The 26,748-nt window shown below is 62.2% G+C and carries 24 protein-coding genes; 20 read left to right on the top strand and 4 right to left on the bottom strand.

Going from position 1 to position 26,748, the window contains the following annotated elements; translation table 11 throughout:
* Window positions 1-43: 43 nt before the first annotated feature.
* From MA04_RS10575 to sucD, 5 genes are all read left to right on the top strand, one after another.
* Window positions 44-2,881, top strand: a complete 2,838-nt coding sequence (locus MA04_RS10575; RefSeq protein ID WP_163124284.1) for a 2-oxoglutarate dehydrogenase E1 component — start codon at window positions 44-46, stop codon at window positions 2,879-2,881.
* A gap of 31 nt (window positions 2,882-2,912) precedes the next feature.
* A complete protein-coding gene (odhB, locus tag MA04_RS10570; protein ID WP_262460378.1) occupies window positions 2,913-4,130 on the top strand; it encodes a 2-oxoglutarate dehydrogenase complex dihydrolipoyllysine-residue succinyltransferase in 1,218 nt (405 codons plus the stop codon).
* Window positions 4,131-4,195: 65 nt separating this feature from the next.
* On the top strand, window positions 4,196-5,635 hold the full coding sequence (lpdA, locus tag MA04_RS10565; RefSeq protein ID WP_262460377.1) for a dihydrolipoyl dehydrogenase: 1,440 nt from the start codon (window positions 4,196-4,198) through the stop codon (window positions 5,633-5,635).
* Between the two features lie 161 nt (window positions 5,636-5,796).
* Window positions 5,797-6,966, top strand: coding sequence for an ADP-forming succinate--CoA ligase subunit beta (gene sucC, locus MA04_RS10560; protein WP_014995016.1), 1,170 nt, complete (start codon window positions 5,797-5,799; stop codon window positions 6,964-6,966).
* Window positions 6,963-7,838, top strand: coding sequence for a succinate--CoA ligase subunit alpha (gene sucD / locus MA04_RS10555; protein ID WP_163124294.1), 876 nt, complete (start codon window positions 6,963-6,965; stop codon window positions 7,836-7,838). The genes sucC and sucD overlap by 4 nt, the downstream gene beginning before the upstream one ends.
* Before the next feature lie 126 nt (window positions 7,839-7,964).
* Here sucD and MA04_RS10550 read toward each other — a convergent pair whose 3' ends face one another.
* Window positions 7,965-9,236, bottom strand: a complete 1,272-nt coding sequence (locus tag MA04_RS10550; protein WP_262460376.1) for a serine hydrolase domain-containing protein — start codon at window positions 9,234-9,236, stop codon at window positions 7,965-7,967.
* 225 nt (window positions 9,237-9,461) lie between these two features.
* Here MA04_RS10550 and panB point away from each other — a divergent pair, with 225 nt between their 5' ends.
* From panB to MA04_RS10525, 5 genes are all read left to right on the top strand, one after another.
* The gene (gene panB / locus MA04_RS10545; protein WP_163124300.1) at window positions 9,462-10,247 is read left to right on the top strand and encodes a 3-methyl-2-oxobutanoate hydroxymethyltransferase; all 786 of its coding nucleotides are present in this window, start codon (window positions 9,462-9,464) and stop codon (window positions 10,245-10,247) included.
* Between the two features lie 28 nt (window positions 10,248-10,275).
* Window positions 10,276-11,067 (top strand): enhanced serine sensitivity protein SseB, encoded by a 792-nt coding sequence (gene sseB / locus MA04_RS10540; RefSeq protein WP_262460375.1) that lies wholly within the window; start codon window positions 10,276-10,278, stop codon window positions 11,065-11,067.
* Window positions 11,068-11,093: 26 nt separating this feature from the next.
* Window positions 11,094-11,654, top strand: a complete 561-nt coding sequence (locus MA04_RS10535) for a GNAT family N-acetyltransferase (protein ID WP_262460374.1) — start codon at window positions 11,094-11,096, stop codon at window positions 11,652-11,654.
* A 31-nt stretch (window positions 11,655-11,685) separates the two neighbouring features.
* Window positions 11,686-12,438, top strand: coding sequence for a DUF4328 domain-containing protein (locus MA04_RS10530; RefSeq protein WP_262460373.1), 753 nt, complete (start codon window positions 11,686-11,688; stop codon window positions 12,436-12,438).
* A gap of 72 nt (window positions 12,439-12,510) precedes the next feature.
* Window positions 12,511-12,918 carry a DUF393 domain-containing protein gene (locus MA04_RS10525; protein ID WP_262460372.1) on the top strand — a complete coding sequence of 136 codons (408 nt, stop codon included), beginning with the start codon at window positions 12,511-12,513 and terminating at the stop codon, window positions 12,916-12,918.
* Between the two features lie 84 nt (window positions 12,919-13,002).
* Here the strand turns inward: MA04_RS10525 and MA04_RS10520 are convergent, their stop codons facing one another.
* Window positions 13,003-13,242 carry a PA3496 family putative envelope integrity protein gene (locus MA04_RS10520; RefSeq protein ID WP_262460371.1) on the bottom strand — a complete coding sequence of 80 codons (240 nt, stop codon included), beginning with the start codon at window positions 13,240-13,242 and terminating at the stop codon, window positions 13,003-13,005.
* 719 nt (window positions 13,243-13,961) lie between these two features.
* Between MA04_RS10520 and MA04_RS10515 the strand changes: the two genes are divergently transcribed.
* From MA04_RS10515 to sixA, 5 genes are all read left to right on the top strand, one after another.
* Window positions 13,962-15,491, top strand: a complete 1,530-nt coding sequence (locus tag MA04_RS10515) for a hypothetical protein (RefSeq protein WP_262460370.1) — start codon at window positions 13,962-13,964, stop codon at window positions 15,489-15,491.
* Window positions 15,488-16,387, top strand: coding sequence for a TIGR01777 family oxidoreductase (locus tag MA04_RS10510; protein ID WP_163124321.1), 900 nt, complete (start codon window positions 15,488-15,490; stop codon window positions 16,385-16,387). Before MA04_RS10515 ends, MA04_RS10510 begins: the two co-directional genes overlap by 4 nt.
* Window positions 16,388-16,466: 79 nt before the next feature.
* Window positions 16,467-18,344, top strand: a complete 1,878-nt coding sequence (gene htpG / locus MA04_RS10505; protein ID WP_262460369.1) for a molecular chaperone HtpG — start codon at window positions 16,467-16,469, stop codon at window positions 18,342-18,344.
* 128 nt (window positions 18,345-18,472) lie between these two features.
* The gene (locus tag MA04_RS10500) at window positions 18,473-19,498 is read left to right on the top strand and encodes an NAD(P)H-dependent glycerol-3-phosphate dehydrogenase (protein ID WP_014995003.1); all 1,026 of its coding nucleotides are present in this window, start codon (window positions 18,473-18,475) and stop codon (window positions 19,496-19,498) included.
* Window positions 19,499-19,500: 2 nt separating this feature from the next.
* Window positions 19,501-19,965 (top strand): phosphohistidine phosphatase SixA, encoded by a 465-nt coding sequence (sixA, locus tag MA04_RS10495; protein WP_014995002.1) that lies wholly within the window; start codon window positions 19,501-19,503, stop codon window positions 19,963-19,965.
* A 7-nt stretch (window positions 19,966-19,972) separates the two neighbouring features.
* On the opposite strand, the gene MA04_RS10490 is transcribed toward sixA, so the two are convergent.
* Both MA04_RS10490 and xthA read right to left on the bottom strand, forming a co-directional pair.
* Complete coding sequence (locus tag MA04_RS10490; protein ID WP_262460368.1) at window positions 19,973-21,064, bottom strand: ion transporter; 1,092 nt, start codon at window positions 21,062-21,064, stop codon at window positions 19,973-19,975.
* Entirely contained in the window at window positions 21,061-21,882 is an 822-nt protein-coding gene (xthA, locus tag MA04_RS10485; protein ID WP_163124330.1) for an exodeoxyribonuclease III, read from the bottom strand. The genes MA04_RS10490 and xthA overlap by 4 nt, the downstream gene beginning before the upstream one ends.
* Window positions 21,883-22,074: 192 nt before the next feature.
* Between xthA and MA04_RS10480 the strand changes: the two genes are divergently transcribed.
* The 5 genes from MA04_RS10480 to MA04_RS10460 all read left to right on the top strand — a co-directional run bounded on the left by MA04_RS10480 (window position 22,075) and on the right by MA04_RS10460 (window position 26,737).
* Window positions 22,075-22,926 carry an alpha/beta fold hydrolase gene (locus MA04_RS10480; RefSeq protein WP_262460367.1) on the top strand — a complete coding sequence of 284 codons (852 nt, stop codon included), beginning with the start codon at window positions 22,075-22,077 and terminating at the stop codon, window positions 22,924-22,926.
* Entirely contained in the window at window positions 22,895-23,755 is an 861-nt protein-coding gene (locus tag MA04_RS10475; protein WP_262460366.1) for an alpha/beta fold hydrolase, read from the top strand. Before MA04_RS10480 ends, MA04_RS10475 begins: the two co-directional genes overlap by 32 nt.
* Window positions 23,756-23,865: 110 nt before the next feature.
* Complete coding sequence (locus MA04_RS10470) at window positions 23,866-24,807, top strand: metal-dependent hydrolase (protein ID WP_163124339.1); 942 nt, start codon at window positions 23,866-23,868, stop codon at window positions 24,805-24,807.
* 57 nt (window positions 24,808-24,864) lie between these two features.
* Window positions 24,865-25,311, top strand: coding sequence for an Lrp/AsnC family transcriptional regulator (locus MA04_RS10465; RefSeq protein ID WP_097058700.1), 447 nt, complete (start codon window positions 24,865-24,867; stop codon window positions 25,309-25,311).
* Between the two features lie 337 nt (window positions 25,312-25,648).
* On the top strand, window positions 25,649-26,737 hold the full coding sequence (locus MA04_RS10460) for a TRAP transporter substrate-binding protein (protein ID WP_014994996.1): 1,089 nt from the start codon (window positions 25,649-25,651) through the stop codon (window positions 26,735-26,737).
* Window positions 26,738-26,748 lie beyond the last annotated feature (11 nt).

The following is a 26,748-nucleotide window of genomic DNA, read 5'->3' as shown; positions in this document are numbered from 1 at the left end:
ATGCCACAGGCGTGACAGGCTCCCGGCTAAGGAACGAGCGACGATGCAAGACAGTTCCATGCAGCGCCAATGGCAATCCTCCCATCTCGGGGGAGCCAACATGGCCTATGTCGATGAACTGTACGAATCCTATCTGACAGATCCCAACTCCGTGCCGGAAGACTGGCGCGCTTACTTCGAAAAACTCCCCAGTGTTAACGGCGCCGTTGAGTCCGATGTTCCCCACGGACCGGTGCGTGAGTACTTTTTGCTGGAAGCCAAGAACCGCTCCCGGGTCCAGAAGATGGGCGCCGGCGCGGTCAGCAGCGAGCACGAACGCCGCCAGGTGCGGGTTCTGCACCTGATCGCCGCTTACCGTAACCGCGGGCATCAGGTCGCCAGGCTGGATCCGCTGGGCTTGATGGAACGGGAACAGGTGGCGGATCTGGAACTGGCCCACCATGGCCTGAGCCAGGCCGACCTGGAAACCGTATTCCAGACCGGCAACCTGTTCATCGGTAAGCCGGAAGCCAAACTCCGTGAAATCGTTGACTGCCTGAAGGAAGCCTATTGCTCCTCGGTTGGTGCCGAATACATGCACATCGTCAACACTTCGGAGAAGCGCTGGATTCAGCAGCGGCTGGAGAGCGTGCGCAGCCATCCGCACTACAATGCCGAGATCAAGCAGCACATCCTGGAACGGCTGACCGCCGCCGAAGGGCTGGAGAAATACCTGGGCAGTCGCTACCCGGGTACCAAGCGCTTCGGCCTGGAAGGCGGTGAATCCCTGATTCCTCTGGTGGACGAGATGATCCAGCGGGTCGGCAGCTACGGCGCCAAGGAAATGGTGCTCGGCATGGCCCACCGGGGCCGGCTGAATGTGCTGGTGAACACCCTGGGCAAGAGCCCGCGGGATCTGTTCGGCGAATTCGAAGGCAAGAGCTTCAATGAGCAGGGCTCCGGTGACGTGAAGTATCACCAGGGCTTCTCCTCCAACGTGCAGACCTCCGGCGGTGAAGTGCACCTGGCCATGGCCTTCAACCCCTCCCACCTGGAAATCGTCTCTCCGGTGGTGGAAGGGTCGGTGCGTGCCCGCCAGGACCGCCGCCAGGATCACGGCGGTGACCAGGTGGTGCCGATCCTGGTTCACGGTGACGCCGCCTTCGCTGGTCAGGGCGTGGTCATGGAAACCTTCCAGATGTCCCAGACCCGCGGTTTCAAAACCGGCGGCACCTTGCACGTGATCATCAATAACCAGGTGGGTTTCACCACCAGCCGTCAGGACGACGCCCGCTCCACCGAGTACTGCACCGATGTGGCGAAGATGGTCCAGGCACCGATCTTCCACGTCAACGCGGACGATCCGGAAGCGGTGTACTTCGTTACCCAGCTGGCGGTGGATTACCGCATGCAGTTCAAGAAGGACGTGGTGATCGACCTGATCTGCTACCGTCGTCTGGGTCACAACGAGGCGGACGAGCCGTCCTCCACCCAGCCGTTGATGTACAAGAAGATCAAGTCGCACCCGACCACCCGCACCCTCTACGCGGAGGCCCTGATCAACCAGCAGGTGATCAGCGAGCAGGATGCGCAGAAGATGGTGGACGATTACCGCGACGCGCTGGACGAAGGCAACCATGTGGTCAAGGCCCTGGTGCGTGAGCCCAACAAGGCGCTGTTCGTGGACTGGTCTCCCTATATCGGCCATGAAGTGGAAGACGATTGGGATACCGGCTACCCGCTGAAAAAATTGCAGGACCTGGCCAGCCGTCTGGAAACCCTGCCGGAAGGTCTGGTACTGCAGCGTCAGGTCAAGAAGATCGTGGAAGACCGCCGCAAAATGACCGCCGGTGCCCAGCCGTTGAACTGGGGCTACGGGGAAACCCTGGCCTACGCCACGCTGCTGGATCAGGGCTTCGCGGTGCGTCTTACCGGTCAGGACTGTGGCCGCGGCACGTTCTCCCACCGCCACGCGGTGCTGCACAACCAGAAGAACGGCGAACAGTACGTTCCTCTGCAGCACCTCTATGAAGATCAGCCCGAGTTCGATATCTACGACTCCCTGCTGTCCGAGGAAGCGGTGCTGGGCTTCGAATACGGCTACGCCACCACCACGCCGAAGTCACTGGTATTGTGGGAAGCGCAGTTTGGCGATTTCGCCAACGGCGCCCAGGTGGTGATCGATCAGTTCATCTCTTCCGGCGAGGCCAAGTGGGGGCGGCTGTGCAGTTTGACGCTGCTGTTGCCGCACGGCTACGAAGGGCAGGGACCGGAACACTCCTCCGCCCGCCTGGAACGCTTCCTGCAGCTCAGCGCCGAGCACAACATGCAGGTTTGCGTACCGTCGACCCCGGCACAAATCTTCCACCTGCTGCGTCGCCAGGCGGTACGGCCGCTGCGCAAACCGCTGGTGGTGATGAGTCCGAAGAGTTTGCTGCGGCATAAACGGGCGATCTCGTCCCTGGAGGATCTCTCCGAGGGTCGTTTCCACACCGTGCTGGAGGATACCGCGGAGCTTGATAGCAAAGCGGTGAAGCGCGTGGTCATGTGTTCCGGCAAGGTCTATTACGACCTGCTGGAAAAACGTGAGTCCGACGACATCAAGGACACCGCTCTGGTCCGCATCGAGCAGCTCTATCCGTTCCCGGAGCAGCGGCTGCGCGAGATTCTGGAAAGTTATCCAAATCTCGAGCATGTGGTCTGGTGTCAGGAGGAGCCGATGAACCAGGGTGCCTGGTACTGCTCCCAACACCACATGTTCCGGGTGGCCCGCGCGGTCAATCCGAAACTGTACGTGCAATACGCGGGCCGTGACATGGCGGCGGCTCCGGCGGCGGGTTCGATGTCCCTGCACGTGGAACAGCAGCAGCGTCTGGTCGAAGACGCCTTCAACATCAAGTAGACAGCCTAACGAACTGGTTTAAGGAACAGGCATGGCGACAGATATCAAAGCCCCGCAATTTCCGGAATCCGTGGCCGATGGCACGGTAGCCACCTGGCACAAGAAAGAAGGCGAGGCGGTTAAACGCGACGAGCTGCTGGTGGACATCGAGACCGACAAGGTGGTCCTCGAAGTAGTGGCTCCGATGGACGGTGTGCTGACCAAGATCATCAAGGGCGAAGACGCCACCGTGGAAAGTCAGGAAGTGCTCGGACAGTTGGAAGCAGGCGCCAGTGCGTCCGCCTCCGCTGCCGCTGAAGAAAAACCGCAAGCCGAGGCGCCGGCCGCCGAAGCACAAAGCGGTGACGATGATGGCGACGCTCAGGCCGGGCCGGCCGCGCGCAAGCTGATGAGCGAGCATGGTCTCAGTGCCGCGGACATCAAAGGCACCGGGGCCAAGGGCCGCATTACCAAGGAAGACGTGGAAAAGGCGCTGGCCAGCAAGCAGCAGAGCCCGTCCTCCACCAGCGCTCCGGCTCCGGCCGCCGCTCCGGCCGCGGCCGCCGGCGAGCGCGAGGAGCGCCGCGTACCGATGACCCGCCTGCGCAAGCGCATCGCCGAACGTTTGGTGGCGGCGCAGCAGGACGCGGCCATGTTGACCACCTTCAACGAGGTCAACATGAAACCGATCATGGACATGCGCAAGCATTATCAAAGCGAGTTCGAGAAGTCCCACGGCGTGCGCCTGGGCTTCATGAGCTTCTTTACCCGCGCCTGCGTGGAAGCGCTGAAACGCTTCCCGGCAGTGAATGCGTCCATCGACGGTGATGACATCGTCTACCACGGTTACTACGACGTGGGCATGGCGGTGTCCACCGAGCGTGGTCTGGTGGTGCCGGTAATGCGGGACGCCGACCAGAAAGGCCTGGCCGAAATCGAATCCCAGATCATCGAGTTCGGTACCAAGGCCCGGGACGGCAAACTGTCCATCGAGGAAATGACCGGCGGTACCTTCACCATCTCCAACGGCGGTATCTTCGGCTCACTGCTGTCCACGCCGATCCTCAACCCGCCGCAAACCGCCATCCTGGGTATGCACAAGATCCAGGAAAGACCGATGGCGGTGGATGGCGAAGTGAAGATTCTGCCGATGATGTATCTGGCGTTGTCCTATGACCACCGGATCATCGACGGCAAGGAAGCGGTGCAATTCCTGGTCGCCGTGAAGAACTTCATCGAGGATCCGGCACGGCTGCTGCTGGACATCTGATTCCCGGCGCCGGCCCGGGGCCCCGCGCCCCGCGCCGGTGGCCCCGACGCATATAGGGACTGGTTATGTCAGAGAAATACGATGTCATCGTCATCGGTGGCGGGCCTGGTGGCTATGTCGCCGCGATTCGCGCCGCGCAATTGGGTTACAAGACCGCCTGCATCGAGAAGCGCATCAACAAGCAGGGTGACCCGGCTCTCGGCGGCACCTGCCTGAACGTGGGATGCATCCCCTCCAAGGCGCTGCTGGATTCCTCCTGGAAATACCATGAAGCCGAAGAAGCCTTCGCCGATCACGGTATCGGTGTTGGCAAACTGAACCTGGACCTGGACACCATGCTGCAGCGCAAGGACAAGATCGTGCTGCAACTGACTGGCGGTATCGCTCAGTTGTTCAAGGCCAACAAGGTGGATTGGCTGCAAGGTACCGGCCAGCTCAAAGCCAACAAGCAGGTGGTGTTCAAGCCGCTGGAAGGCGACGAGCAGACCCTGGAAGCGGAAAACGTGGTCCTGGCCGCCGGCTCCGTGCCGATCGATATTCCGGTGGCGGAAGTGGATCAGCAGATCATTGTCGACTCCACCGGTGCCTTGGAATTCACCAGCGTGCCCAAGAAACTGGGCGTGATCGGTGCCGGCGTGATCGGCCTGGAACTGGGCAGCGTCTGGGCGCGCCTGGGCAGCCAGGTGACCGTGCTGGAAGCCGTGGACACCTTCCTGCCGGCGGTGGATCAGCAAGTCGCCAAGGAAGCGATGAAGCAGTTCACCAAGCAGGGCCTGGACATTCACCTCGGTGCCCGGGTCACTGGCAGCAAGAAAAACAAAAATTCCGTTCGCGTTACCTATACCGATGGTGGCGGCGAACAAGAAGAAACCTTCGATCGTTTGATCGTGGCCGTGGGCCGCCGCCCGTATACCGAAGGCCTGCTCAGCCAGGACGCCGGTGTGACCCTGGATGAGCGTAACTTCATTTACGTCGACAACCAGTGCCGTACCGACGTCCCCGGTGTCTACGCCATCGGTGATCTGGTGCGCGGTCCGGCCCTGGCCCACAAGGCCATTGAAGAAGGGGTCATGGTGGCGGAGGTGATCGCGGGCGAGCATACCCAGGTCAACTACGACGCCGTCCCCGGGGTGATTTATACCCACCCGGAAGTGGCGTGGGTGGGTAAAACCGAGGAAGAAGTGAAGGAATCCGGGGAGCCCTACAAAACCGGGGTGGTCCCCTTCGCCGCCAATGGGCGTGCTCTGGCCGCCGGTGAATCCGCCGGTATGGTGAAGTTCGTGGTGGACGAGAAAAGCGACCGCGTTCTGGGCATGCACGTGCTCGGTCCCCAGGCTTCCGAACTGGTCCAACAGGGCGTTATTTCCCTGGAATTCGGCGCCAGCATCGAGGACCTGCAATTGATGGTGTTCGGTCACCCGAGCCTGTCCGAGACCGTGCACGAAGCGGCTCTGGCCACGGATTACAAGGCCATCCACGTGGCGCAACGGCGCCGCAAGAAATAAGAGTCGGGCCCCGGCGTGCCGCGCTGGCCGATACCGGACGTAGTGTGTTTGCACCGCCGCGCTCCCACGGGAGCCGTCGACGCAAACGCGGAACTTCGTCGGTTGTTGGCGTGCCACGCCGTCCCGCCTTTTGATCTTTCATCAACGACGGAATTAATGGCATGAACCTCCACGAGTATCAGTCGAAACAGCTGTTTGCTGATTACGGCCTGCCGGTTTCCAAAGGCTTCGCCTGCGACACCCCCGAAGAGGTCGCCGCCAAGACGAAGGAAATTGGTGGTGACAAATGGGTCGTCAAGGCCCAGGTACACGCGGGCGGCCGTGGTAAGGCCGGTGGTGTGAAATTGGTGGACAGCGCGGAAGAAGCGGCTGAGTTCGCCAAAAAATGGCTGGGCCAGCGTCTGGTCACGTTCCAGACCGACGAGCACGGTCAGCCGGTTTCCAAAATTCTGGTGGAAACCTGCACCGACATCGCCCGGGAACTGTACCTGAGCGCGGTACTGGATCGCGCCACCCGCCGGGTGGTGTTCATGGCGTCCACCGAGGGCGGCGTGGAAATCGAGAAAGTGGCCGAGGAAACCCCCGAGAAAATCCTCAAGGCGGAAGTGGATCCGCTGGTCGGCGCGCAGCCGTACCAGGCCCGTCAGATCGCGTTCCAACTGGGTCTGGAAGGCAAGCAGGTCAATCAGTTCGCCAAGATCTTCACCGGTCTGGCCAAACTGTTCGACGACAAGGACCTGGCTCTGATCGAGGTCAACCCGCTGGTGGTCACCGAGCAGGGCGATCTGCACTGCCTGGACGCCAAGATCAATGTGGATGGCAGCGCGCTGTTCCGCCACCCGGACATCAAGGCGCTGGAAGATCCCTCCCAGGAAGACGAGCGTGAGCGTCGCGCCGCCGAATGGGAACTCAACTACGTGGCCCTGGAAGGCAACATCGGCTGCATGGTGAACGGCGCCGGTCTGGCCATGGGCACCATGGATCTGGTCAAACTCAAAGGCGGCCAGCCCGCCAACTTCCTGGATGTGGGCGGCGGTGCCACCAAAGAGCGCGTCACCGAAGCGTTCAAGATCATCCTCTCCGACGACCAGGTACAAGCGGTTCTGGTGAACATCTTCGGCGGTATCGTCCGTTGTGACCTGATCGCCGAAGGCATCATCGGTGCCGTGGAAGAAGTGGGCGTCGAGGTGCCGGTGGTGGTGCGTCTGGAAGGCAACAACGCCGAGCTGGGTGCGCAGAAGCTGGCCGACAGCGGCATGAACATCATCGCCGCCAAGAGTTTTGATGACGCCGCCGAGCAGGTGGTGAAAGCGGCGGGAGGTGCCAAATGAGCGTATTGATCGACAAGAACACCAAAGTGATCTGCCAGGGTTTCACCGGCAGTCAGGGCACCTTCCACTCCGAGCAGGCGATCGAGTACGGCACTCAGATGGTCGGCGGCGTGACCCCGGGCAAGGGCGGTCAGACCCATCTGGGCCTGCCGGTCTTCAACACCGTGGCCGACGCGGTCAAGGAAACCGGCGCCACCGCCTCCGTGATCTACGTACCGGCACCGTTCTGCAAGGACTCCATTCTGGAAGCGGCCGACGCGGGCATCGAGCTGATCGTCTGCATCACCGAGGGCATTCCGGCTCTCGATATGCTGTACGTGAAGGAATACATCACCCGCAAGGGCGGTGTGCGCCTGATCGGCCCGAACTGCCCCGGCGTGATCACTCCGGGCGAGTGCAAGATCGGTATCATGCCCGGTCACATTCACAAGCCGGGTAAAGTGGGCATCGTCTCCCGTTCCGGTACCCTGACCTACGAAGCGGTCAACCAGACCACCAAGCTGGGTTACGGTCAGTCCACCTGTATCGGTATCGGCGGCGACCCGATTCCGGGCACCACTTTCATCGACGCGCTGGAGTTGTTCCAGAACGATCCGCAGACCGAAGCCATCGTCATGGTGGGTGAGATCGGCGGTACCGCGGAAGATGAAGCCGCTGCCTACATCAAGGAGCACGTGACCAAGCCGGTGGTCAGCTACATCGCCGGTGTCACCGCGCCTCCGGGTAAACGCATGGGCCACGCCGGTGCGATCATCGCTGGTGGCAAGGGCACCGCGGACGAGAAGTTCGCCGCCCTGGAAGCCGCCGGTGTCGTTACCGTGCGCAACCCGGCGGAAATCGGCGAAGGCGTAAAGAAAGCCACCGGCTGGTAAGCCCAGGTGGTGCCGGACCTTGAGTCCGGCCGCCAGCGTCAATGCCATCGCGGCCCGTGGGCCGCTCCCGCAGGAGGTTTCTGCCTCTCGCAGGAGCGGCCCACGGGCCGCGATGCTTTTTGGGGTTCAGTCAATCAGCGCCTGATAGACCAGTGAGCGCAGGGTTTGCCGGATCGGTACCAGCGTGGAGGGCATCATCTGGGCCATCTGGATGACGATCAGGTCTTCACTGGGGTCGATCCAGAACTGGGTGTTGGCCATGCCGGTCCAGAAATACTCGCCCACCGAACCCATGGTTTGAGCCAAGGCCGGATTGAGTACCACGCCAAAACCCAGACCGAATCCCAACCCGGCCCCCATGTGAGTATTGTTGAAACGGGGCTCGCCCATGTCGGCCATCGAGCCGGGCAGGTGATTGCTGTGCATCAATTCCACGGTCTTGCGGCCCAGCAGGCGCACCCCGTTGAAGTTGCCGCCATTGCGTAGCATCAGAGCGAAACGCAGGTAGTCGCCGGTGGTGGAGGTCAGGCCACCGCCGCCGGAGAAAATTTTGGGTGGCTGAGTGAACTGCCGACCACCGGACGCCGCGCTGACTTCCAGCGCGCCCCGCGGGTCCGGGATGACTTCGGTGGGCTCGCCCTTGATGCGTGGTGGCGTGGCGCCGGCCAGGGTGTACATCTCTGCCAGTCGATGCAATTTTTCTTCGGCGACCCAGAAGGCGGTATCGTTCATGCCCAGAGGAGCAAAGATATGTTCCTCGAAATAGCGATCCAGTGATTGCCCGGAAATCACCTCCACCACCCGTCCCAGCACATCCGTGGAGATGCTGTAGTTCCACTTTGTACCGGGATGGAAAAGCAGCGGCATCTGTGCCGCCTGCCGGGTCATTTCCGCCAATGAACCGTGATGGCGACTGAAGTTGATGCCGTGCTTGCGATACAGGGCATCCACCGGTGGAATGCTGGTGAAATCGTAGGCCAACCCGGAAGTGTGCGTCAGCAGTTGCCGCATGGTGATCAGGCTGCGCGCCGGTTCCAGCTTGGGATTCTCTTCGTCCCCGCCCACACAGACCTGCATGTCGGTGAACTCAGGCAAGAATTTTGCTATCGGATCATCGAGCTGAAACAGGCCCTGCTCGTAGAGCATCATGGCGGCGACGCTGGTGATCGGCTTGGTCATCGAGTAGATACGAAAGAGGGTATCTTCGGCGATCTTCTGCTGCTGATCCGTCTTCAGGTGGCCAGCGCCGCCAAACCAGGCGCAATGCCCGCGCCGGTAAACCAGTACGCTGATACCGGCCAGCCGCCGCGATGCCACCAGCGTCCGCATCCAGTTGTCGACGCGTCCCAATCGATTGCTTGAGATTCCCACCAGCTCCGGTGTCACCAGATCGAACATATTGTTTTTCTCCAACTCATGACGACGGCGTGGCCATCGCGGAATTGCTGGCCGCGCTGGGGAATCAGCCGCCACCTTGAAAGCATTTTGCACGATATCGGTGTTGTGAAGATAGGGCGATAAGGCTGTCACCATGCTTTTCAACGGGCGGTGCCACACCCGTATTGTCTGTCGCGGCGGAACATGATTAGCTCAAGCTCCGGTTTTCAGGAGGAGTGGTTTGTGATGAAAAAGCACGCACAGGCTTTGATGGAAATGAAAGGGCGGACGCCCATCGCCATGTTGACCGCCTATACCTGCCCGGTGGCTCGGGCGGTGGAACGGGCATCAATTCCGGTGATCCTGGTGGGGGATACCGTCGGCATGGTGGAAATGGGCTTCGACAGCACCCGTGACGTGACCATTGACCACATGACCTATCACGTCGGTGCCGTACGCCGTGGCGCGCCGGAAACCCACATCATCGGCGACTTGCCCTACCAGACCGATAAGGACCCGGACACAGCGCTATGGAATGCCCGCCGCCTGATCGCCGCCGGCGCGGACAGCGTCAAGCTGGAGGGCGCCAAGACCGAGGTGATCCGGCATCTGGTGGACAACGGCATCGCGGTGGTCGGGCACACCGGCCTGACCCCGCAGACCGCCAAGAGCTTTACCAAGGTGGGGCGCACCGAACAGGAAGCCAGGCAGGTGCTGGAGGATGCCATCGCCATCCAGGAGGCGGGTGCCTTCATGATCGTGCTGGAACACATTCCCTACGATCTGGGCGCGACGCTCACCGACACCCTGCGGATTCCCACCATCGGTATCGGTGCCGGTCCGGACTGCGACGGCCAGGTGCTGGTGATCAACGATGCCCTGGGGCTGGGTGACTACTGGCCGCCGTTCTCCAAGCAGTATGCCCACGTCAGCCGCACCATTTTGCAGGTGGCGGAGGACTTCGCCGGTGAGGTGGCCTCCCGTGAGTTCCCCAACAATATCATTGCCTTCCCCGGCTCAGGGAAAGCCTGATGCAGGCATGACATACAGGATGTCGTTGATGACGGAAAGGGAAGAAAACGATCTGGAACGCCTGCTGCGGCTGGCAGCCAGCGAACCGGCTCACCGGCCGGAGTTCTACCAGCGGCTGCTGGAATCCACGGTCTATGTGCTGGGCACCGCCAATGGCGGTGGTGGGCAGACCACCCTGGAGGCCGGCAGTCAGGTCAATCTGGCGCAATGGGAGAAGCAGGACGGGAGCTCGGCGATTCCGTTCTTCTCGTCCCTGGAGCTGTTGCAGCAAGCCATTGAGGAGGAGCAATCCTACCTGGCGCTGCCGGCCCGTTCCTTGTTCGAGATGACCGAGGGCGCGACTCTCTATCTCAACCCGCGCCTGCCCTACGGCAAGGAGTTCGTGCCGGAGGAAGTGCGGGGGCTGCTGAACGGCGGTGTTGGCGGTGCGCCGGAGCAACGCACGGTGGAGCAGGATACCGAGGTACTGTTGGGACAGCCGGCCGAATATCCGGCCAGAATGGTGGATTCCCTGACCCAACTTCTGGCCAAGCACGGCAATGTGAAACGCGCCTTTCTGACACTGATGCATGATCGCTCCGTCAGCGAGCACCCCTCCTTGGTGGTCGGTATCGAGGCGGAAGGCGACATCGAGCCGGTGATGCGCGAATGCGGTCAGGTGATTGGCGACACCGTGAGCGAAGGGAAGGCGGTGGATCTGTATCGGATCGCGGAGAATGACGAAGGGCTGAGCCGCTATTTCGTGGAGCAGGTGGAGCCGTTTTATCAGCGTCGCTGGGGATCCCGGCTGCGCAATTTTTTCAAGGGCGGAAACGCCTGAGAGAGGCCATTGCCGCGGAGGGAGTGATGAAACAACCGGTTGCCGAACTGAACACCGAGCGTCTGCGTTTGCGCCAGTGGCGGCCCGCGGATCGTGCCCCGTTCGCGGCTATGAACGCGGACCCGGAAGTGATGCAATTCTTCCCCGGGACCATGAATGAGGCGCAGAGTCAGGCCATGGCGGATCACTGCGAGGCCTTGATCGCCGAACGCGGCTGGGGATTCTGGGCGCTGGAGCAACAGCAACAAAAGCGGTTTCTGGGCTTTGTCGGCCTCAATATTCCCAACGTCATGTTGCCGTTCCAGCCCTGCGTGGAAATCGGCTGGCGTCTGCGCCGCGATGCCTGGGGCAACGGCTATGCCACGGAAGCCGCCAGGGCGGTGCTCGAGTTCGGTTTTGACAACCTGGAGCTGGAGGAAATCGTTGCCTTCACCAGTGTGCTGAATTACCGCTCTCAGGCGGTGATGGAGCGGCTGGGTATGGAACGGCAGGAGGAAACCTTCGACCATCCCAGCGTGCCGGAAGGCATGCCAATACGGGAGCACTGTCTTTACCGGCTGTCCGCCGGGCACTGGCGCCGGCGCTAGCGAATATTCGAACCAAAAGGGAAGCCGAACAATGGAACAGGGAAGCCCGAATCAGGGGGAGGGGACGCCTTACGCACCGCCGCGGGCGGATCTGTCGGAAAAACCTCTGCAACCGGAGGCGTTGATTGACGCCGGTGCGCTGACCAAATGGGTGATACGTTTTTTATACGCGGATATGGCCATGGCGACGGTGGCGGTTATTTCGGGATTACTGGAATATCGGCTATTGACCCGACTTCGCGATGGCGTGATGTTGAGCGATCAGACTATCCAGACCGCGGCTATTCGCCAGGGAGTGATCGGCCTGGTGCAAACCCTCGTTCTTATCACCGCCATGATCCTGGTGGCCCGTTGGATCTACCGTGCCAACCAGAATTGCCGCAGGCTGGGGGCAGCGGACATGCAGTTCACGCCGGGCTGGGCGGTGGGCTGGTACTTCATCCCCGTGCTCAGCATGTGGAAACCGTATCAGGCGATGAAGGAAATCTGGCGTGCCAGTGTCGCCCCCGCCGATTGGCGGCGTCAATCCAGGCCAATGCTGATGCCTGTGTGGTGGGGGATGTGGCTGCTGTCCCTGGCACTCGGGTCGGCCATCATGCAACTGGCTCGTCATGCGAATTCCGTGGATGACTACCTGCGCCTTAGTCAGGTGACGCTGGCGGCGGACTTTCTGGAGATACCGCTGGCTTTCGCGTTGATCGTATTGGTCCGGCGTATCCATGCGATGCAGCGCTCAGGTGCCACGTCCGCCGAGCAGGCATGGGAGGCAAACCGTACGGAGTGAAGAACCGGCTCTCCCATTGCCCTGCACGGACGTTGTTTCGACAATGTGAGAAAGACAGACACTGAGGGCACTATGGCGAAAGCGGATATCGTGCTGGTCTATGACAAACAATGTCCCGCCTGCGACAACTATTGCCGCTGGGTTCGCCTGCGTGATGCCGTCGGCCCCTTGCAACTGGTCGATGCGCGTGAGGACACCGATATCCTGCGAGAGATCACCGCCCGTGGCTGGGACATTGATCAGGGCATGGTGTTGAAGGTCGGAGAGCAACTCTATTACGGTGCCGACGCTATCCACGCGCTGGCGTTGATGGGAAGCCGTTCCGGGCTGTTCAACCGCCTGAATTACTGGATGTTCCGCTCGCCGAGGGTCGCGTCGATATTGTATCCGGTACTGCGCGCCCTGCGTAACGGGTTACTCAAGGTATTACGGAAAAGCAAAATCAATAACCTGGGCAAAGCGAACAATGAACGCTTCTAGGTGACGTTTTCCCGGTTTTTTTTAAAAAATGAAAGATACCGGCGGACTCCGTCAGCCCGAAAGGGCGACGGAGGCCGGTGAGGTTCAGTGCAGAGTATCGTCGTCTTCCAAATCAAGGAACTCGTATTCGCTAAGCTCCCGTTTCAGACGACGCTCCTCCAGCCGATCCTCGATACGATGACGCATATCCATGTTGAAACTGCGAGCGCGGGCGCTGCGTTCCTCCTGGAGTTCCTCATCGTTGTCGTCATCGACAAGGTCAAAATCATCATTCATCAGCAGATCTTCCGATTCATAGTCACGGTCAGCGCGGCGGTTACTCATGGGGCCTCCTTTCGGTAACGAAAGCGCCGTAAACAACCGGGTGCCAAGGGGGACTCCGCGAACGGAACTCCCAACCCGACTACCTCAGCGCCTATATAACTTCTGTTTTTCCCCGATACAAGTATTTTTTTTGTTCATCGCGGATCAACCGAGGATGGGTCTCTCCATCGGGGGGGCGGGTCTGCACGGAGGCCTTCCGGGATCGCCGTGAATTCGTCCATGTAGGCTCCCGGTTTGACGTCCCTGTCAAACAGGGTCCCGGAAGGCCTCCGTACAGACCCGCTTCGAGTGAGCCGCAGCGTTCCGGGTTCCAGCAACGACGAACCTTTCAGGAGAGGGCAGATCACATCATCCCGTCATAGCGCCTCAGCGGAGGTCGGAAAGGCTCCTGTGCTTTCCGGTTACCTCGAAGCGGAGCCGCGTTATGCCTTTGCGGGATCCTGTCGAACAGGGACGTTCGACCGGGAGCCTACAGGGACGTATTTACGGCGTTCCCGTAAAGGCATAACGCGGCTCCGCTGTCCCTGATGGAGGGAGGCACTGAGGCGGGTCTGTACGGAAGCCTTTCGGTGCCGACGCTATGTGACCGTGATCATAAGCCCGGGATCTCCACCCCCCGATGGTGGGGGAAACGCTGGCGGGCTCCGGAGAGGCTTTGTAAGCTGGCCTTTTGGGCGGCCGCGAGCGGCATGTACCCGGGATTGGGGAGATAAAAGACAATGGCGGATTGGCTGGTGGTAGTGGGCGTCAGCATGACGGTCATGGCCACGGTGGGGCTGATCAGGCAGGCGGCCTGGCGTGGTCACAGCCTGGTCCTGTTCGTATTGCCTGTGGCAGGCTTGCAGCAGGTGCAGGAGAACTGGGAGGCCTATGGGCGGCTCGCCTTGTTGCGGGTCGCGGGGCTGGTGATCACCCTGGCGGGCCTGGGACTGATGTACGTGGACTACCGCGAGAACGCAACGATTCCCCTGATGCCGGGTCAGGTGGTGAGCGGCGGCGCCGACATCACCAGCAGCCCCTTCGTGCGCTCCTCGGAAGCGGCCCTGCTGATGGCCCGTGGCGAGGGGCATCCGCTTACCGGCCGGCTGCACGGTACCGATTTGAGCACCCCCCAGGTGACCCTGGTCAACGGTGTATTAACGGTGCATCAGGGGGACGGTGTGCTGCCGGAACTGTCCGTCAGTCTGCTCTTGAACTGGTCGGCGAAGGCGATCCGCGAACGCCGTACCTTGCTGGTGTCTCCCTGGGAGGAGCAGGGACCGGAAGTGCATCTTTCCTGGACCCCCGCCGGCCAGCAATACCCGGAAACGCGCATTATCAGTAACGGCTACCGTCTTGATCTGGCATTGGCGCCACGGGATCCCAGCGGCTTCAGCGGCACCATTCAACTGGTCCTGCCGGATGAGAAAAACAGCTATCTGGTGGGGGATTTCACCGCCCGCACCAACCACTTGCGCTACCGGGACGGCAAGGTGGATGCCGCTTTCGATCACCCGGACACCCTGGCCTGGGTGGCGGAGCAGTATTTGCAGACCCAGTTCCCCGCCGGGGTACTGCAAAACGTGGAAGTGGAAAATGTGATCCTGCGCCGTACCGCCGGCGAGGGCCGGGTGGAGGTGCGCCTGACCCGCTCCGATGGCGCCAGTGAACGGCGTCAGCTTGGCCTGGAGAAGACCCCGGTGGGATGGGCGGTGACACCGGGTTCCATGACCGGTGGTCGCCAACCGTTGCCCGAACCGTCACGGCCGCCGGAATCGGCCGAACCCCCGGGGCCGGATACCTCGGAGCCGCTGACCGACTTGCTGGCGCTGGCGCCACTGACCGGCACCGAGCTGACGGTGCGCGAAAGCAGTGGCCGGGAGCGCACCGGTGTGCTGACCCGGGTCGCCAGCGATCGGCTCTGGCTGCGCCTGGCGCTGGGTGCCGGCAGCGCCGAGATCGCCGTGGACGGGGCCCAGATCGACAGCCTGGGCAGCCACGACGGCCGCCGCTGGCAAGTGGCGACGGCCACCGTTTCCGACACGCCGCCGCCGGTGGTGCCGGGCGATGACCCGGTGGCCCCGGAGGTGCCTTATCAGGCACTGCTGGGGCGTCAGGTCCGGGTTACCACCGGGGACGGCAAAACCCAGGAAGGGCGCTTGCAGGCGGTGGCGGGCGGGCGTATTACTTTGACTGTGCCGGTGGGTGCCGGCACAGTGGAATACTTCCATGCACTACCCGATATCGTGTCCATGGAGGCGGTTCGGTGAATATCCTGATGACCGGCGGCACCGGTTTCATCGGTGGCGCCCTGGGACATCATCTGCACAGCCACGGTCACCGGCTGGTGGTGCTCAGTCGCCAGAGCCAGCAACGGGCGCTGGCGTCGTGCCCGCCCGGCACCCGGATAATCGCCTCGTTCGATGACATCGCCGACGACGAAGCGCTGGATGCGGTGGTCAATCTGGCCGGCGAGAGCCTGTTCAGTCGTCGCTGGAGTGCGCCACGCAAGCAGCGGTTGCTGGACTCCCGTGTCGGTCTTACCCGGGACCTGGTGGCGCTGATGCGCCGTCTGCGGCAGCCGCCGGCGGTGATGGTCAGCGGTTCGGCGGTGGGCTTCTACGGCGATGCCGGTGACGCCGAACTGACCGAACACAGCTCCGCCCGGCGCAAGGACTTCGGTTACCGTCTCTGCGATGCCTGGGAGCAGGCGGCCCGTGAAGTCACCGGCCTGGGCATACGGCTGGTGATCGTTCGTACCGGCGTGGTGCTGGGTGCCAACGGCGGCATGCTGGCCAGGCTGTTGCCCGCTTACCGGTTCGGCCTGGGGATGCGTCTGGGCAACGGGGAACAATGGCTGAGCTGGATCCACCGGGATGATCTGGTGGCGATTCTGACCCGGGCGCTGGCCGCTCCCGGCGTCGAAGGGGTGTTCAACGGTACCGCGCCGGGGCCGGTGACCCAGCGCGAATTTCATCACGCCCTGGCCCGGGCGGTGCGGCGGCCGGCGCCTTGGGTAATGCCGGCGCCGGTGCTGAGACTGGCTCTGGGCGAGATGTCGCAGCTGATGCTCGGCGGGCAGCGCGCTTACCCCCGCCGACTGGAAGAGCAAGGGTTCGTGTTCCGCTATCCCCACCTTGAGCAGGCTCTGGCCGATCTGGTGTGACCCCTTGAAATTCCCGCCGCCAACCCAATTTTTCTCCCATCCCAAGGCCGCACCCGACAACAAAACGGAGAACCCCTCGATGAGCAGTGACCGCGAGACCCGTGGTTTTCAGGCGGAAGTGTCCCGCCTGTTGCATCTGATGATCCATTCCCTGTACAGCAACCGGGAAATTTTCCTGCGTGAGCTGGTATCCAATGCCTCCGACGCCTGTGACAAGCTGCGCTTCGCCGCTCTGGATCACCCGGAATGGCTGGAGGAAGATCCGGAGCCGGCCATCGATCTGGCGGTGGACGCCGACGCCGGCACTCTGACTATCAGTGACAACGGAATCGGCATGAACCGCGAGGAAGTGGTGGAGAACCTGGGCACCATCGCCCGGTCCGGCACCGAGAAATTCCTCGCCAGTCTTACCGGTGATCAGAAGAAAGACGCGCAACTGATCGGCCAGTTCGGGGTCGGTTTCTATTCCGCTTTCATCGTCGCCGACACGGTCACCGTGGAAAGCCGCCGGGCCGGAGACAGCGCGGAGCAGGGCGTGCGCTGGGAAAGCGACGGTCAGGGCGAGTTCAGTGTGGAAACGCTGACGGTGCCGCACCGTGGTACCCGCATTACCCTGCATCTGCGTGACGACGCCAGGGACTTCGTCGACACCGGCAAGTTGCGCAACATAGTACGGCAGTATTCCGACCACGTGGCCTTCCCGATCCGCATGGCGGTGCCGTCCGGTGACGAGAAGGAGGAGGACGCCACCGAGCTGGAAACCCTCAATTCCGCCACCGCCCTGTGGCAGCGCCCCCGCCAGGAGGTCAGCGATGAGGAATACCAGAGCTTCTATCGTCACGTCAGTCATGACTTCCAGGATCCACTGACCTGGAGTCACAACCGGGTGGAAGGCAACCTGGAGTACACCAGCCTGTTGTACGTACCGCCGCGGGCACCGTTCGATCTGTACCACCGGGAAGCCAGCCGGGGGCTCAAGCTCTATGTTCAGCGCGTGTTCATCATGGACGACGCCGAACAGTTCCTGCCCCTGTATCTGCGTTTCATCAAAGGCGTGGTGGATGCGCCGGGCTTGCCGTTGAATGTCAGCCGTGAATTGCTGCAGGACTATGGTCCGGTGCGCAAGATCCGCGCGGCGCTGACCAAGCGGGTACTGCAGATGCTGCGCAAGCTGAGCGGTGACCAGGAAGCCTACGCCACGTTCTGGCAACAGTTCGGCCAGGTGCTCAAGGAAGGGGTCGGCGAGGACGGCGATAACCGTGAGGCCATCGCCGGTTTGCTGCGCTTCGCTTCCTCCACCTCGCCAACGCCGGGGAGCGTGGGGCTGGATGATTACATTGAACGCGCCGGCGAAGAGAACAAACGGATTTACTACCTGCTGGGCGACAGCCTGAGCGCCGCCCAGAACAGCCCGCACCTGGAAGTGTTCCGCAAGAAAGGCGTCGAGGTGCTGCTGCTGGCCGAGCGGGTGGACGAATGGATGATGGGCTTCCTCACCGAGTACAAGGGCTACACCCTGGTCAACGCCGCGCGCGGTGAGCTGGACATGCCCGGCGATGAAGACGACAAAGCGGAAGATCCACGGCAGGATGCACCGGTGCTGGGCCGTCTGGGCGAAGTGCTCAACGAGCAGGTGGAAGCGGTGCGCGCCACCGCCCGGCTGGTGGAGTCCCCGGCCTGTCTGGTGCTCGGTGCCGACGAGCTGGGCCCGCAGATGCGCATGATGCTGGAAGCCGCCGGCCAGCCGGTGCCGGAGAGCAAGCCGGTCCTGGAGGTGAATCTGTCCCATCCGTTGATGCAGCGCATGGCCGAGATCGAGGACGGCGATACCTTTGCCGAACTGACTCAGCTACTGCTGGATCAGGCGCTGCTGGCCGAAGGCCAGTTGCCGAAGGATCCGGCGGCCACCGCGCGGCGCTTGAATCAACTGCTGCAGGACCGCGCCGAACGGGCTTGATAGGAAGGCTGGACGACGGACCGGGAGCAGGAAAGTGGCCTAAGGTGGAAAGATCCGGCCCAGGCTCTTATGATGCCGGAAATTCGCGGCGCGGCCCGGTTCGCGCCGCCGGACAAAGGATGCCCTGCATGACGCAACATACCGCGGCCATTCTCGGTGGCGGCAGCTTCGGTACCGCCATGGCCAGTATCCTGGCGGAAAACGGTCACGGCACCCGGCTCTGGGTGCGCGATCCGGAAACCGCCGCGGCCATCAATGAGGACCGTGAGAACCCGCGCTATCTGCCAGGGCAGGCCCTGCCGGCCGGAGTGGTGGCTTCCGAGAGCCTGGAAGAAGTGCTCAAGGGCGCCGATCTGGTGTTCGTCGCCGTCCCCAGCAGCGCCTTTGTCGAGGTCCTCGGCCAGGCCCGCCATTGGGTGCCGGACGGCACCATCGTGGTCAGTTGCACCAAGGGCATCCTGGAGGACGGTTTCCTGCTGATGAGCCAGGTGTTGCAGCGCGAATGGCCGCACACCCGGGTCGGGGTACTCAGTGGCCCCAACCTGGCGCGGGAGATCGTCGAACGCAAATTCACCGGCACCGTCATCGCCAGTGGTGACGAGGCACTGCGCGCCACCATCCAGAAAGCCCTGAGCTGCGATTACTTTCGTGTCTACGACAATCCGGACCTGTATGGTGTGGAACTGGGCGGGGCGCTCAAGAACATCTACGCGGTGGCGTCCGGGATGGCGGCGGCCATTGGCGTCGGCGAGAACAGCCGCAGTTTCATGCTGACCCGGGCGTTGGCGGAGATGAGCCGCTTCGCCGTGGGGTTGGGCGCCAATCCACTGACCTTCCTGGGGTTGGCCGGGGTAGGCGATCTGATCGCCACCTGTTCCTCGTCGTTGTCGCGCAATTACCGGGTTGGTTACGAGCTGGGGCAGGGCAAATCGCTGGAACAGGCGGTGGCGGACCTGGGACAGACCGCGGAAGGGATCAACACCATCAAGCTGGTGGCGGAGCGGGCCAGGGAACTGCAGGTCTATATGCCGCTGGCCACCGCCCTCTACGATATCATTTACGATCATCAGCCGCTGGAGACCATGGTGGTGCGGCTGATGAGCGGTGAACACAAACACGATGTGGAATTCAGTTTCCACGGAGCCTCGTCTTGAGAGTGTACCTGTGCCGTCATGGTGAAGCGGTGGCCAAGGCCCCCACCGACGCGGAGCGCCCGCTGACCGAACGGGGCCGGGCGGAAGTGTTGTCCCTGTGGCAAACCTTGCGTGAGGAAGGGGTCAGCGTGGGCCGCATGGTGGCCAGCCCCTACCGGCGCGCGCAGCAGACCGCGCTGTGCATCGCTCAGGCGTTCGGCGGCATGGAACAGGAATCCTGCGGTTACCTGGTGCCCGAGGCGCAGCCGGAGCGGTTTCTGGAGTGGTTGATGCTGCAGCCGGAGCAGGAAAACCTGGTCCTGGTCAGCCACATGCCGCTGGTGTCCTTGCTCACCGCCACCTGGATTGGTGAGCCGTGCTCCCGTCCGGCGTTCCGGGTCGGTTCGGTGGCGGCGCTGGATGTGGACGTGGCCGCCGCCAACGGCGCCCGTCTGCTGTGGCTGCGAGGGCCGGAACGGCCCTGCTGATCGGCACTTAGCTTCTCTCTTTCCGTTCGCGCCTTTCACGGCGCGCTTTGCGGGCTTGCTGCCGGCGCTTCTCTTCGAGCATGCGCTCATCCGCTTCCTCGTGCTTCCAGTGCTGCACGGCGATTTGCGCCTTCACTTCCTCGAGGATATCCAGCAGGGTTTCGCGAATCAGCGTATTCAGTTGTTGCTGTTGACCGCCGGTGGCGGTGCTGATCAGGTCATTGATCAGGTGATCCAGCCTTTCACGGTTGGCTGGCGCGCTGATGTCTTCCACCAACTGCTCCACCAGAGCGTCGCCGGCATCGCGCACGGTCTCGCCAAGCAGGGCGACGGCACGGGGGCCGGCCACCGGAATCGCCGCCAGCCGCCGGCCCGCCGGGGTGCGGTTCACCGCCTCATTGGTGAGATGGCTGAGATAATCACCGAGCTGGTCCCGGTACTGGTCGTGACTGCGCCGGGTGGCGTCGGCGATGCGTCCGCCGAGATAGTCCACCAGATCGTCACGGCGCGGCAGCAGCACGTCCTGCTCGATACGATGCATCAGCTGGCCGCCGCTGACGATCTCCCGCTGAGCGCCTTCCAGAATGTTGATCACCACCCGGTCGGAAATCTCCTCCACCAGGATCCGGTAATACTTGAGTACGGTGCGGCCCAGATAGGTCTCGGTGAAGTCCACCACGCCCCGTTTCTGCAGACGGTACATGAGGCTGATCACACGCAGGATCCGCAACCAGCGGAAGCTGCCCACCGGAATACAGCCGAGCAGATCGTACCAGTGCGCGAACGGGTAGAAGAACCAGCGATGGTAGGTGCGCCGGCCGATGGCGACGCCCCAGCGAATCACGAACTCGGTAAGGAAAACCGCCACGAACCAGAGGTCGATTTCGAGAAAATTGGCGTGCACGGTGTCCCGGTAGAAGCCGAAAAACGCCGGTGACAGCATGTGCAGAAAATCCTGCACGGCGGGGATGCGGAACAGCCAGTCGAACAGGATCAGTCCCAGATTGAGCAGGATCAGGCCGATCATCGCCAGATCGACCAGATAGCCCAGGCTGTCCAGATCCGGGCGCAGCCGTTTCAGATTCAGACGCACGTTCATGAGATCGGGTCGAAGCGGCCCCACACCGGGCAGTGGTCGGAGGGTTTTTCCATGGCGCGGATGTCGTAATCCACACCGCTGTCCTTGAGCTTGTCAAGCAACGGCCGGGTCGCCAGCAGGGTGTCGATGCGCAGGCCGCGACGAGGCTCACGGTGAAAGCCCTTGGAGCGGTAATCAAACCAGGAGAACACATCGTTGGTTTGCGGATTCAGGTGGCGGAAGGTATCCACCAGACCCCAGTCCACCAGCCGCTGCCACCATTCACGTTCTTCCGGCAGGAAGCTGGTTTTGCCTTCGCGCAGCCAGCGTTTGCGATTGTCCTCGCCGATGCCGATGTCCAGATCGGTGGAGGAAATATTGAAATCGCCCATGATTACCAACTGCTCATCCGGCCTGTGTTCGCTTTCCAGATACTGTTGCAGGTCCTCGTAGAACTTCTGCTTGGCCGGGAACTTGGTCGGGTGGGCGCGGTTCTCGCCCTGCGGAAAGTAGCCGTTGAGTACCGTCACCGGCGCGCCGTCGCGATCATGCAGACGGCCGATGATCATGCGCTTTTGCGCTTCCTCGCCATCGCCAGGAAAGCCGTAGCGAATATCCGCCAGCGGTTCGCGGGTGATCAGGGCGACGCCGTAATGTCCCTTCTGGCCGAAATAATAGGGGTGATAACCCATATCCCGCACCGCTTGTTCGGGAAACTCGCTGTCCTGCACCTTGGTTTCCTGCAGACCGATCAGTGCCGGCTGGTACTTGTTGATCACCGCCTCCAACTGATGCAGACGGGCGCGAATACCGTTGATGTTGAAAGAAATCAGAGTCATGCCTTTTCCTCGGATCGTTACTCGGCCGCTGGCGGCCGTCCGCCATCGGGGCATTGTACACGAGCGGACCTGCGTTGCGCTGAGCTCCCGGCTGACCGAATTCGCCCCCCATGATGTCGTAATCGGTCCATGTGTTTCCCCGCCGGTGTGGCTATGATGTCCGACTTTCCACGCTGGTTCTGAGGTTCATGCATGACGGATACCGATAACACCGGTGAAGCCGGGCGCAAAACCACGCTCGCGTTCGCCCATGCCAACGGTGTGCCCGGCCACAGTTACGACACCTTCCTGGCGCCGCTGGCGGAGCACTATGATGTGCGGATTATCGAGTGTCTGGCGCACGATGCGCGCTTCCCGGTGGACGCCGACTGGAAAAGCCTGAGCCTGGAGCTGGAAGAGTGGATGCGGGATCTGCCCAAGCCGCTGATCGGCCTGGGCCATTCCATGGGCTCGGTGCTGATGTTTCACGTGGCCCAGCGCCACCCGGACTGGTTCAAGGCGCTGATCATGCTGGATCCGCCCATGGCCAACGGATTCCGCGGCGTTATCATGCGCGGCATCAAGGCGCTGGGCCTGCAGGACCGGTTCACCCCCGCCGGCCTCAGCAAAACCCGGCTCGATCATTGGGACAACTGGGACGACGTGGAAAGCTATTTCGGCTCCCGTGGCTTCTTCAAGGCGTTCGATCCGCGCTGCCTGCGGGATTATCTGCGGGCCGGTCTGGAGCGTCACGGGGACGGCTGGCGGCTGCGCTTCCGCCCGGCAATCGAAGTGGCCATCTTCCGCGAAGTCCCCACCGGTCTCACGCGCATGCCCCGCCTCAAGGTACCCGGCGCCCTGGTCACCGGCCAGGACTCGCCGCCGCCGTTTCATCACAGCGGCGGACGGCACGCGCGCCGTCACCGTCTGCGCCGGCTGTTCTCGCCAGGAGGCCACATGTACCCGTTGCAATACCCGGAGCGTACCGCTGAAATGGTGCGGGAACTGATCGTGGAACTGACCGGAGCCGAGCATGCCCTCCCCGCCGACCAAAAGAGTGCCTGAAGAACGCCGCTTTTCCGCCTACGGACAAACCCTGGCGGCGCTGTATTGGGATGGCGAGGGTGAACCGATTCTCGCGCTGCATGGCTGGCTCGACAATGCCGCTTCCTATCTGCCGCTGTCCGCGCATTTGCACCGGCCCATGGTGGCGCTGGACTTCGCCGGCCATGGCCATTCCGAGCACCGCCCGGCGGAGCTGGCCACCCATTACGTGGACCATGTGCGCGACGTGCTCGCCGTGGCCGACCAATTGGGGTGGGACCGCTTCGTGCTGATGGGGCATTCCATGGGGGCAGGGGTGGCCTGCCTGTTCGCCGCGACTTTCCCCGAGCGGGTCAGCAAACTGGTTCTGATTGAAGGACTGGGCCCGCCGGCCACGCCCGCCAATGAAGTGGTCAGTACGCTGCGCACGGCCATCGATCAGATGCACTCCCTGCCGGAGAAGCGCAAGCCGGTCTATGCCCACCAGGACGACGCGGTGGCGGTGCGCCGGCCCGCGCTTGGCGGCCTCGAAACCGAATCCGCGCGGCTGCTGTGCGAGCGGGGGCTGGTGGCGGTGGAAGGCGGCTGGACCTGGCGTACCGACATGCGTTTGCGGATTGCCTCCTCGGTTCGCTTCACCGAGGAACAGGTGGAAGGCTTTGTCCGTGCCATTGAAGCACCCACCTTGCTGATCCTGGGGGAGAATGGCCTCGCCGGCGAGGTGAAATTCGAGCACCGCTTCGACTGGCTCCGGGACGCCCGTCGGGTCATCCTGCCCGGACGTCATCATTTGCATATGGATACGCCCGAACCGGTGGCGGCGGAGATCCAGGGTTTTCTGGCCTCGTAAGGACGACCGAGACCGGCACCGGCGGCATTTCGGTGGCTCGACATTGTTGACAGTGACATTGATCGATGTAAATTAGATTCTATCTAGACAACGTCCAGATGGAATCCGACATGTCCACCGCCAAACAAAAAGCACAACAGCTGCATCGCGCGGCGGGCCATTCCTTGAAGGCCCGCCGTGTCCGCTTCGATTTCTCCGGGACGCCACTGCACTGGTTGCCGGAAGACCCGTTTTCCTCCTACATGATCAACGGCATCCATTTGCTGCTGCCTGCCGGGGAACTGTGGTTCTGTCGCGTCTATAACCAGGCCCTGCCGCTGATCAGCGATGACGCTTTGCGGGCCGAGGTGGAGGGCTTCATTCGCCAGGAAGCGATTCACTCTCGTGCCCACTCCGGCGCCCAGGAGTACCTGCGCCGCCACGGCTTGAGCGTGGAGGACTATGTGGCGCGGGTGGATTGGCTATTTGGCACTTTCCTGGGTGATACGCCGTTGGCGGTACCGATGTTTCGGCAGCGTCATCTGGAAAAGCCCTGGCTGGTGCTGCGGGTGGGCCTCATCGCCGCGATCGAACACTTCACGGGGGTACTCGGCCAATGGGCGATGGACAATACGTCCTGGGAAGAGCAGGGCGACGCCGCCATGGCGGACCTGTTCAAATGGCATCTGGCGGAGGAGGTCGAGCACCGCACCGTGGCCTTCGATCTGTTCGATCATCTGTGCCGCACCCAACTGGGGTTCTATGTCAGCCGACAGGCGTTGATGGCGCTGGTGTTTCCATTGTTCATTTACTTCATCTCCGAAGGCGCGCGCAGCTTGGCGCGCCAGGATCCGGATCCGCGCGTGCGCCGGATCGGCCGGCAGTGGATTCCGCGACTGTTATGGCGGTTGCAGCGCACCGGGCGCCGCACCGGCAATGTGCCCACCTTCAGCTTTCTGGTGGCGGCGACCCTGCGCTGGATTCACCCCGGCTTCCACCCGTTCTTTGAAGGGGACACCGGGCAGGCGCTGGCGTACCTGGCGCGCTCTCCGGCGGCGCGGGCGGTGGCCTGACTCCGCGAAGGGCATGAACCCTGCATGACCGGTGGCACATGGTGATGTGGACCGGTCATGAACAAACTCGACAGTGCTCTGCTGAATATACTGATCAAGGACGCGCGCGCCTCCTACGCCGATATCGCCCGCCAGCTCGGCATTTCCCGTGCCCACGCCCGCACCCGGGTACAGGGGCTGGTGACCAGCGGCGTCATTGAGCAATTCTCCGCCGTGGTCAATCCGGAGAAGCTGGGCAAGGTGATTTCCCTCTTCATCGATCTGAAAGTGGCGCCGACGCAGTTGGAAACGGTGTCCCAGGAACTGGCGGACTGCCAGGAAGTAGTCAGCCTTTACATCATGAGTGATTTGCAGAGCCTGCATATTCACACCCTCACCGACAGCTTCGAAAGCTTTGACGCCTTTGCCCGCCGCCGCATCTTCAACCGTCCGGAGGTCCTCTCCGTCGACTGCAAAATGCTGATGTCCCGCGTCAAGCACCGGCGTGGCGGCCCGCGTCTGTAGCGTCGGCTTCGCACTGTGCGGGTGCGGCGGTACGCAAGCGGTGCGCGCCATACATCTGTCAGCGATGGCGGCCCCCGGACTGACGATCGGACACCAATGTTTGCCGCCAGATGACAAATGGCTTCCCGGCCCGTGGTGATACGCCATTTGTCATTCGTTTGTGCGGTTGTCCGGCTCCGCGCTGGGCGATGCCGGTGCTCATGGAGAATGGCTCGCCGTAAAAGAAAAAAGATAAAAATCATAGCGTTACGGTTAGCTATGGTTTGGCATGAGCCTTGCTGAGGTCGGCATTACAAATGCCTTCGGGCGCTGATCACGGAAACAGGAGCAGACCACCATGACCCTGAATCGCCGCAAGTTCCTCGCCACCGCCGGGGCCGCCGCGTCCGGTGCGATACTGGGCGCCCCCGCCATCGTTCGGGCGGAGTCGCAAACCACCTTCAACTGGAAGATGACCAACGCCTACCCGCCGGGCGCGCCGTTCTATGTGCAGGGGCCGGGCAGCCCCACTGACTTTTGCAAGAAAGTGGAAATCCTTTCCGGCGGGCGTCTGAAGATCCAGCATTTCGCCGCTGGCGAATTGATTCCCGCCATGGAAGGGTTTGACGCGGTGTCCAAGGGGCTGGTGGAGATGAACGCGGCCAATGCCTATTTCTGGGCCGGCAGAATTCCCGCCGCACAGTACTTCACCACGGTCCCTTTTGGTATGAACACACAGGGCATGAACGCCTGGATTTACCACGGTGGCGGCCTGGAATTATGGAACCAGATCTACGCCGAGCACGGGCTGGTGGCCATGCCCATGGGCAACACCGGTACTCAAATGACGGGCTGGTTCCGCAAGCCGATTGAAAATGTCGGTGATCTGGATGGGCTCAAGATGCGTATCCCGGGGTTGGCGGGCCGGGTCTACGCCGAGCTTGGCGTGACCGTGCGCCTGTTGCCCGGCGGGGAAATATTTCCGGCGCTGGAGCGGGGCGTGATCGACGCCGCCGAGTTTGTTGGTCCCTACCAGGACCGGCGTCTGGGGCTGCACAAGGCGGCCAAATACTATTACACCACCGGTTGGCACGAGCCGACCAACGTCACCGAACTAATCATCAACAAAAAAGCCTGGGACAGCCTGCCCGAGGATTTGCGAGCGGTGGTACGGACCGCCGCGCAAGCGTGCAATGTGGAGAGCCACGCCTGGTGTGAAGCGGTCAACGCCGATGCCCTTACCGATCTGGTCACTAACGAAGGCGTCGATGCCCGGCCGTTGCCGGCGGACGTGGTGGCGAAGTTGAAGGAGGTCACCGCCGAAACCCTCGAAAGTCTGGCCAAAGCCGATAAAACCACGCGCAAGGTGCACGACGCCTTCATGGATTTCCGTGGCAAACACGAGTCCTGGGCAGCGGTGAGCGAAAAAGCCTTCATGATGCTGTGAGAGCCTTGCTG

The organism is Alloalcanivorax balearicus MACL04, from assembly GCF_025532145.1.
Classification (GTDB): domain Bacteria; phylum Pseudomonadota; class Gammaproteobacteria; order Pseudomonadales; family Alcanivoracaceae; genus Alloalcanivorax; species Alloalcanivorax balearicus.
Note: the sequence above shows the minus strand (reverse complement) of the source record. Positions and strands in the feature narration are given on the sequence as shown.

Bases quoted from the DNA above. Each gene is read 5' to 3' on its own strand.
- MA04_RS10575 (WP_163124284.1), top strand. From the start codon at position 44: ATGCAAGACAGTTCCATGCAGCGCCAATGGCAATCCTCCCATCTCGGG.
- odhB (WP_262460378.1), top strand. From the start codon at position 2,913: ATGGCGACAGATATCAAAGCCCCGCAATTTCCGGAATCCGTGGCCGAT.
- lpdA (WP_262460377.1), top strand. From the start codon at position 4,196: ATGTCAGAGAAATACGATGTCATCGTCATCGGTGGCGGGCCTGGTGGC.
- sucC (WP_014995016.1), top strand. From the start codon at position 5,797: ATGAACCTCCACGAGTATCAGTCGAAACAGCTGTTTGCTGATTACGGC.
- sucD (WP_163124294.1), top strand. From the start codon at position 6,963: ATGAGCGTATTGATCGACAAGAACACCAAAGTGATCTGCCAGGGTTTC.
- MA04_RS10550 (WP_262460376.1), bottom strand. From the start codon at position 9,236: ATGTTCGATCTGGTGACACCGGAGCTGGTGGGAATCTCAAGCAATCGA.
- panB (WP_163124300.1), top strand. From the start codon at position 9,462: ATGAAAAAGCACGCACAGGCTTTGATGGAAATGAAAGGGCGGACGCCC.
- sseB (WP_262460375.1), top strand. From the start codon at position 10,276: ATGACGGAAAGGGAAGAAAACGATCTGGAACGCCTGCTGCGGCTGGCA.
- MA04_RS10535 (WP_262460374.1), top strand. From the start codon at position 11,094: ATGAAACAACCGGTTGCCGAACTGAACACCGAGCGTCTGCGTTTGCGC.
- MA04_RS10530 (WP_262460373.1), top strand. From the start codon at position 11,686: ATGGAACAGGGAAGCCCGAATCAGGGGGAGGGGACGCCTTACGCACCG.
- MA04_RS10525 (WP_262460372.1), top strand. From the start codon at position 12,511: ATGGCGAAAGCGGATATCGTGCTGGTCTATGACAAACAATGTCCCGCC.
- MA04_RS10520 (WP_262460371.1), bottom strand. From the start codon at position 13,242: ATGAGTAACCGCCGCGCTGACCGTGACTATGAATCGGAAGATCTGCTG.
- MA04_RS10515 (WP_262460370.1), top strand. From the start codon at position 13,962: ATGGCGGATTGGCTGGTGGTAGTGGGCGTCAGCATGACGGTCATGGCC.
- htpG (WP_262460369.1), top strand. From the start codon at position 16,467: ATGAGCAGTGACCGCGAGACCCGTGGTTTTCAGGCGGAAGTGTCCCGC.
- MA04_RS10500 (WP_014995003.1), top strand. From the start codon at position 18,473: ATGACGCAACATACCGCGGCCATTCTCGGTGGCGGCAGCTTCGGTACC.
- MA04_RS10490 (WP_262460368.1), bottom strand. From the start codon at position 21,064: ATGAACGTGCGTCTGAATCTGAAACGGCTGCGCCCGGATCTGGACAGC.
- xthA (WP_163124330.1), bottom strand. From the start codon at position 21,882: ATGACTCTGATTTCTTTCAACATCAACGGTATTCGCGCCCGTCTGCAT.
- MA04_RS10480 (WP_262460367.1), top strand. From the start codon at position 22,075: ATGACGGATACCGATAACACCGGTGAAGCCGGGCGCAAAACCACGCTC.
- MA04_RS10475 (WP_262460366.1), top strand. From the start codon at position 22,895: ATGCCCTCCCCGCCGACCAAAAGAGTGCCTGAAGAACGCCGCTTTTCC.
- MA04_RS10470 (WP_163124339.1), top strand. From the start codon at position 23,866: ATGTCCACCGCCAAACAAAAAGCACAACAGCTGCATCGCGCGGCGGGC.
- MA04_RS10465 (WP_097058700.1), top strand. From the start codon at position 24,865: ATGAACAAACTCGACAGTGCTCTGCTGAATATACTGATCAAGGACGCG.
- MA04_RS10460 (WP_014994996.1), top strand. From the start codon at position 25,649: ATGACCCTGAATCGCCGCAAGTTCCTCGCCACCGCCGGGGCCGCCGCG.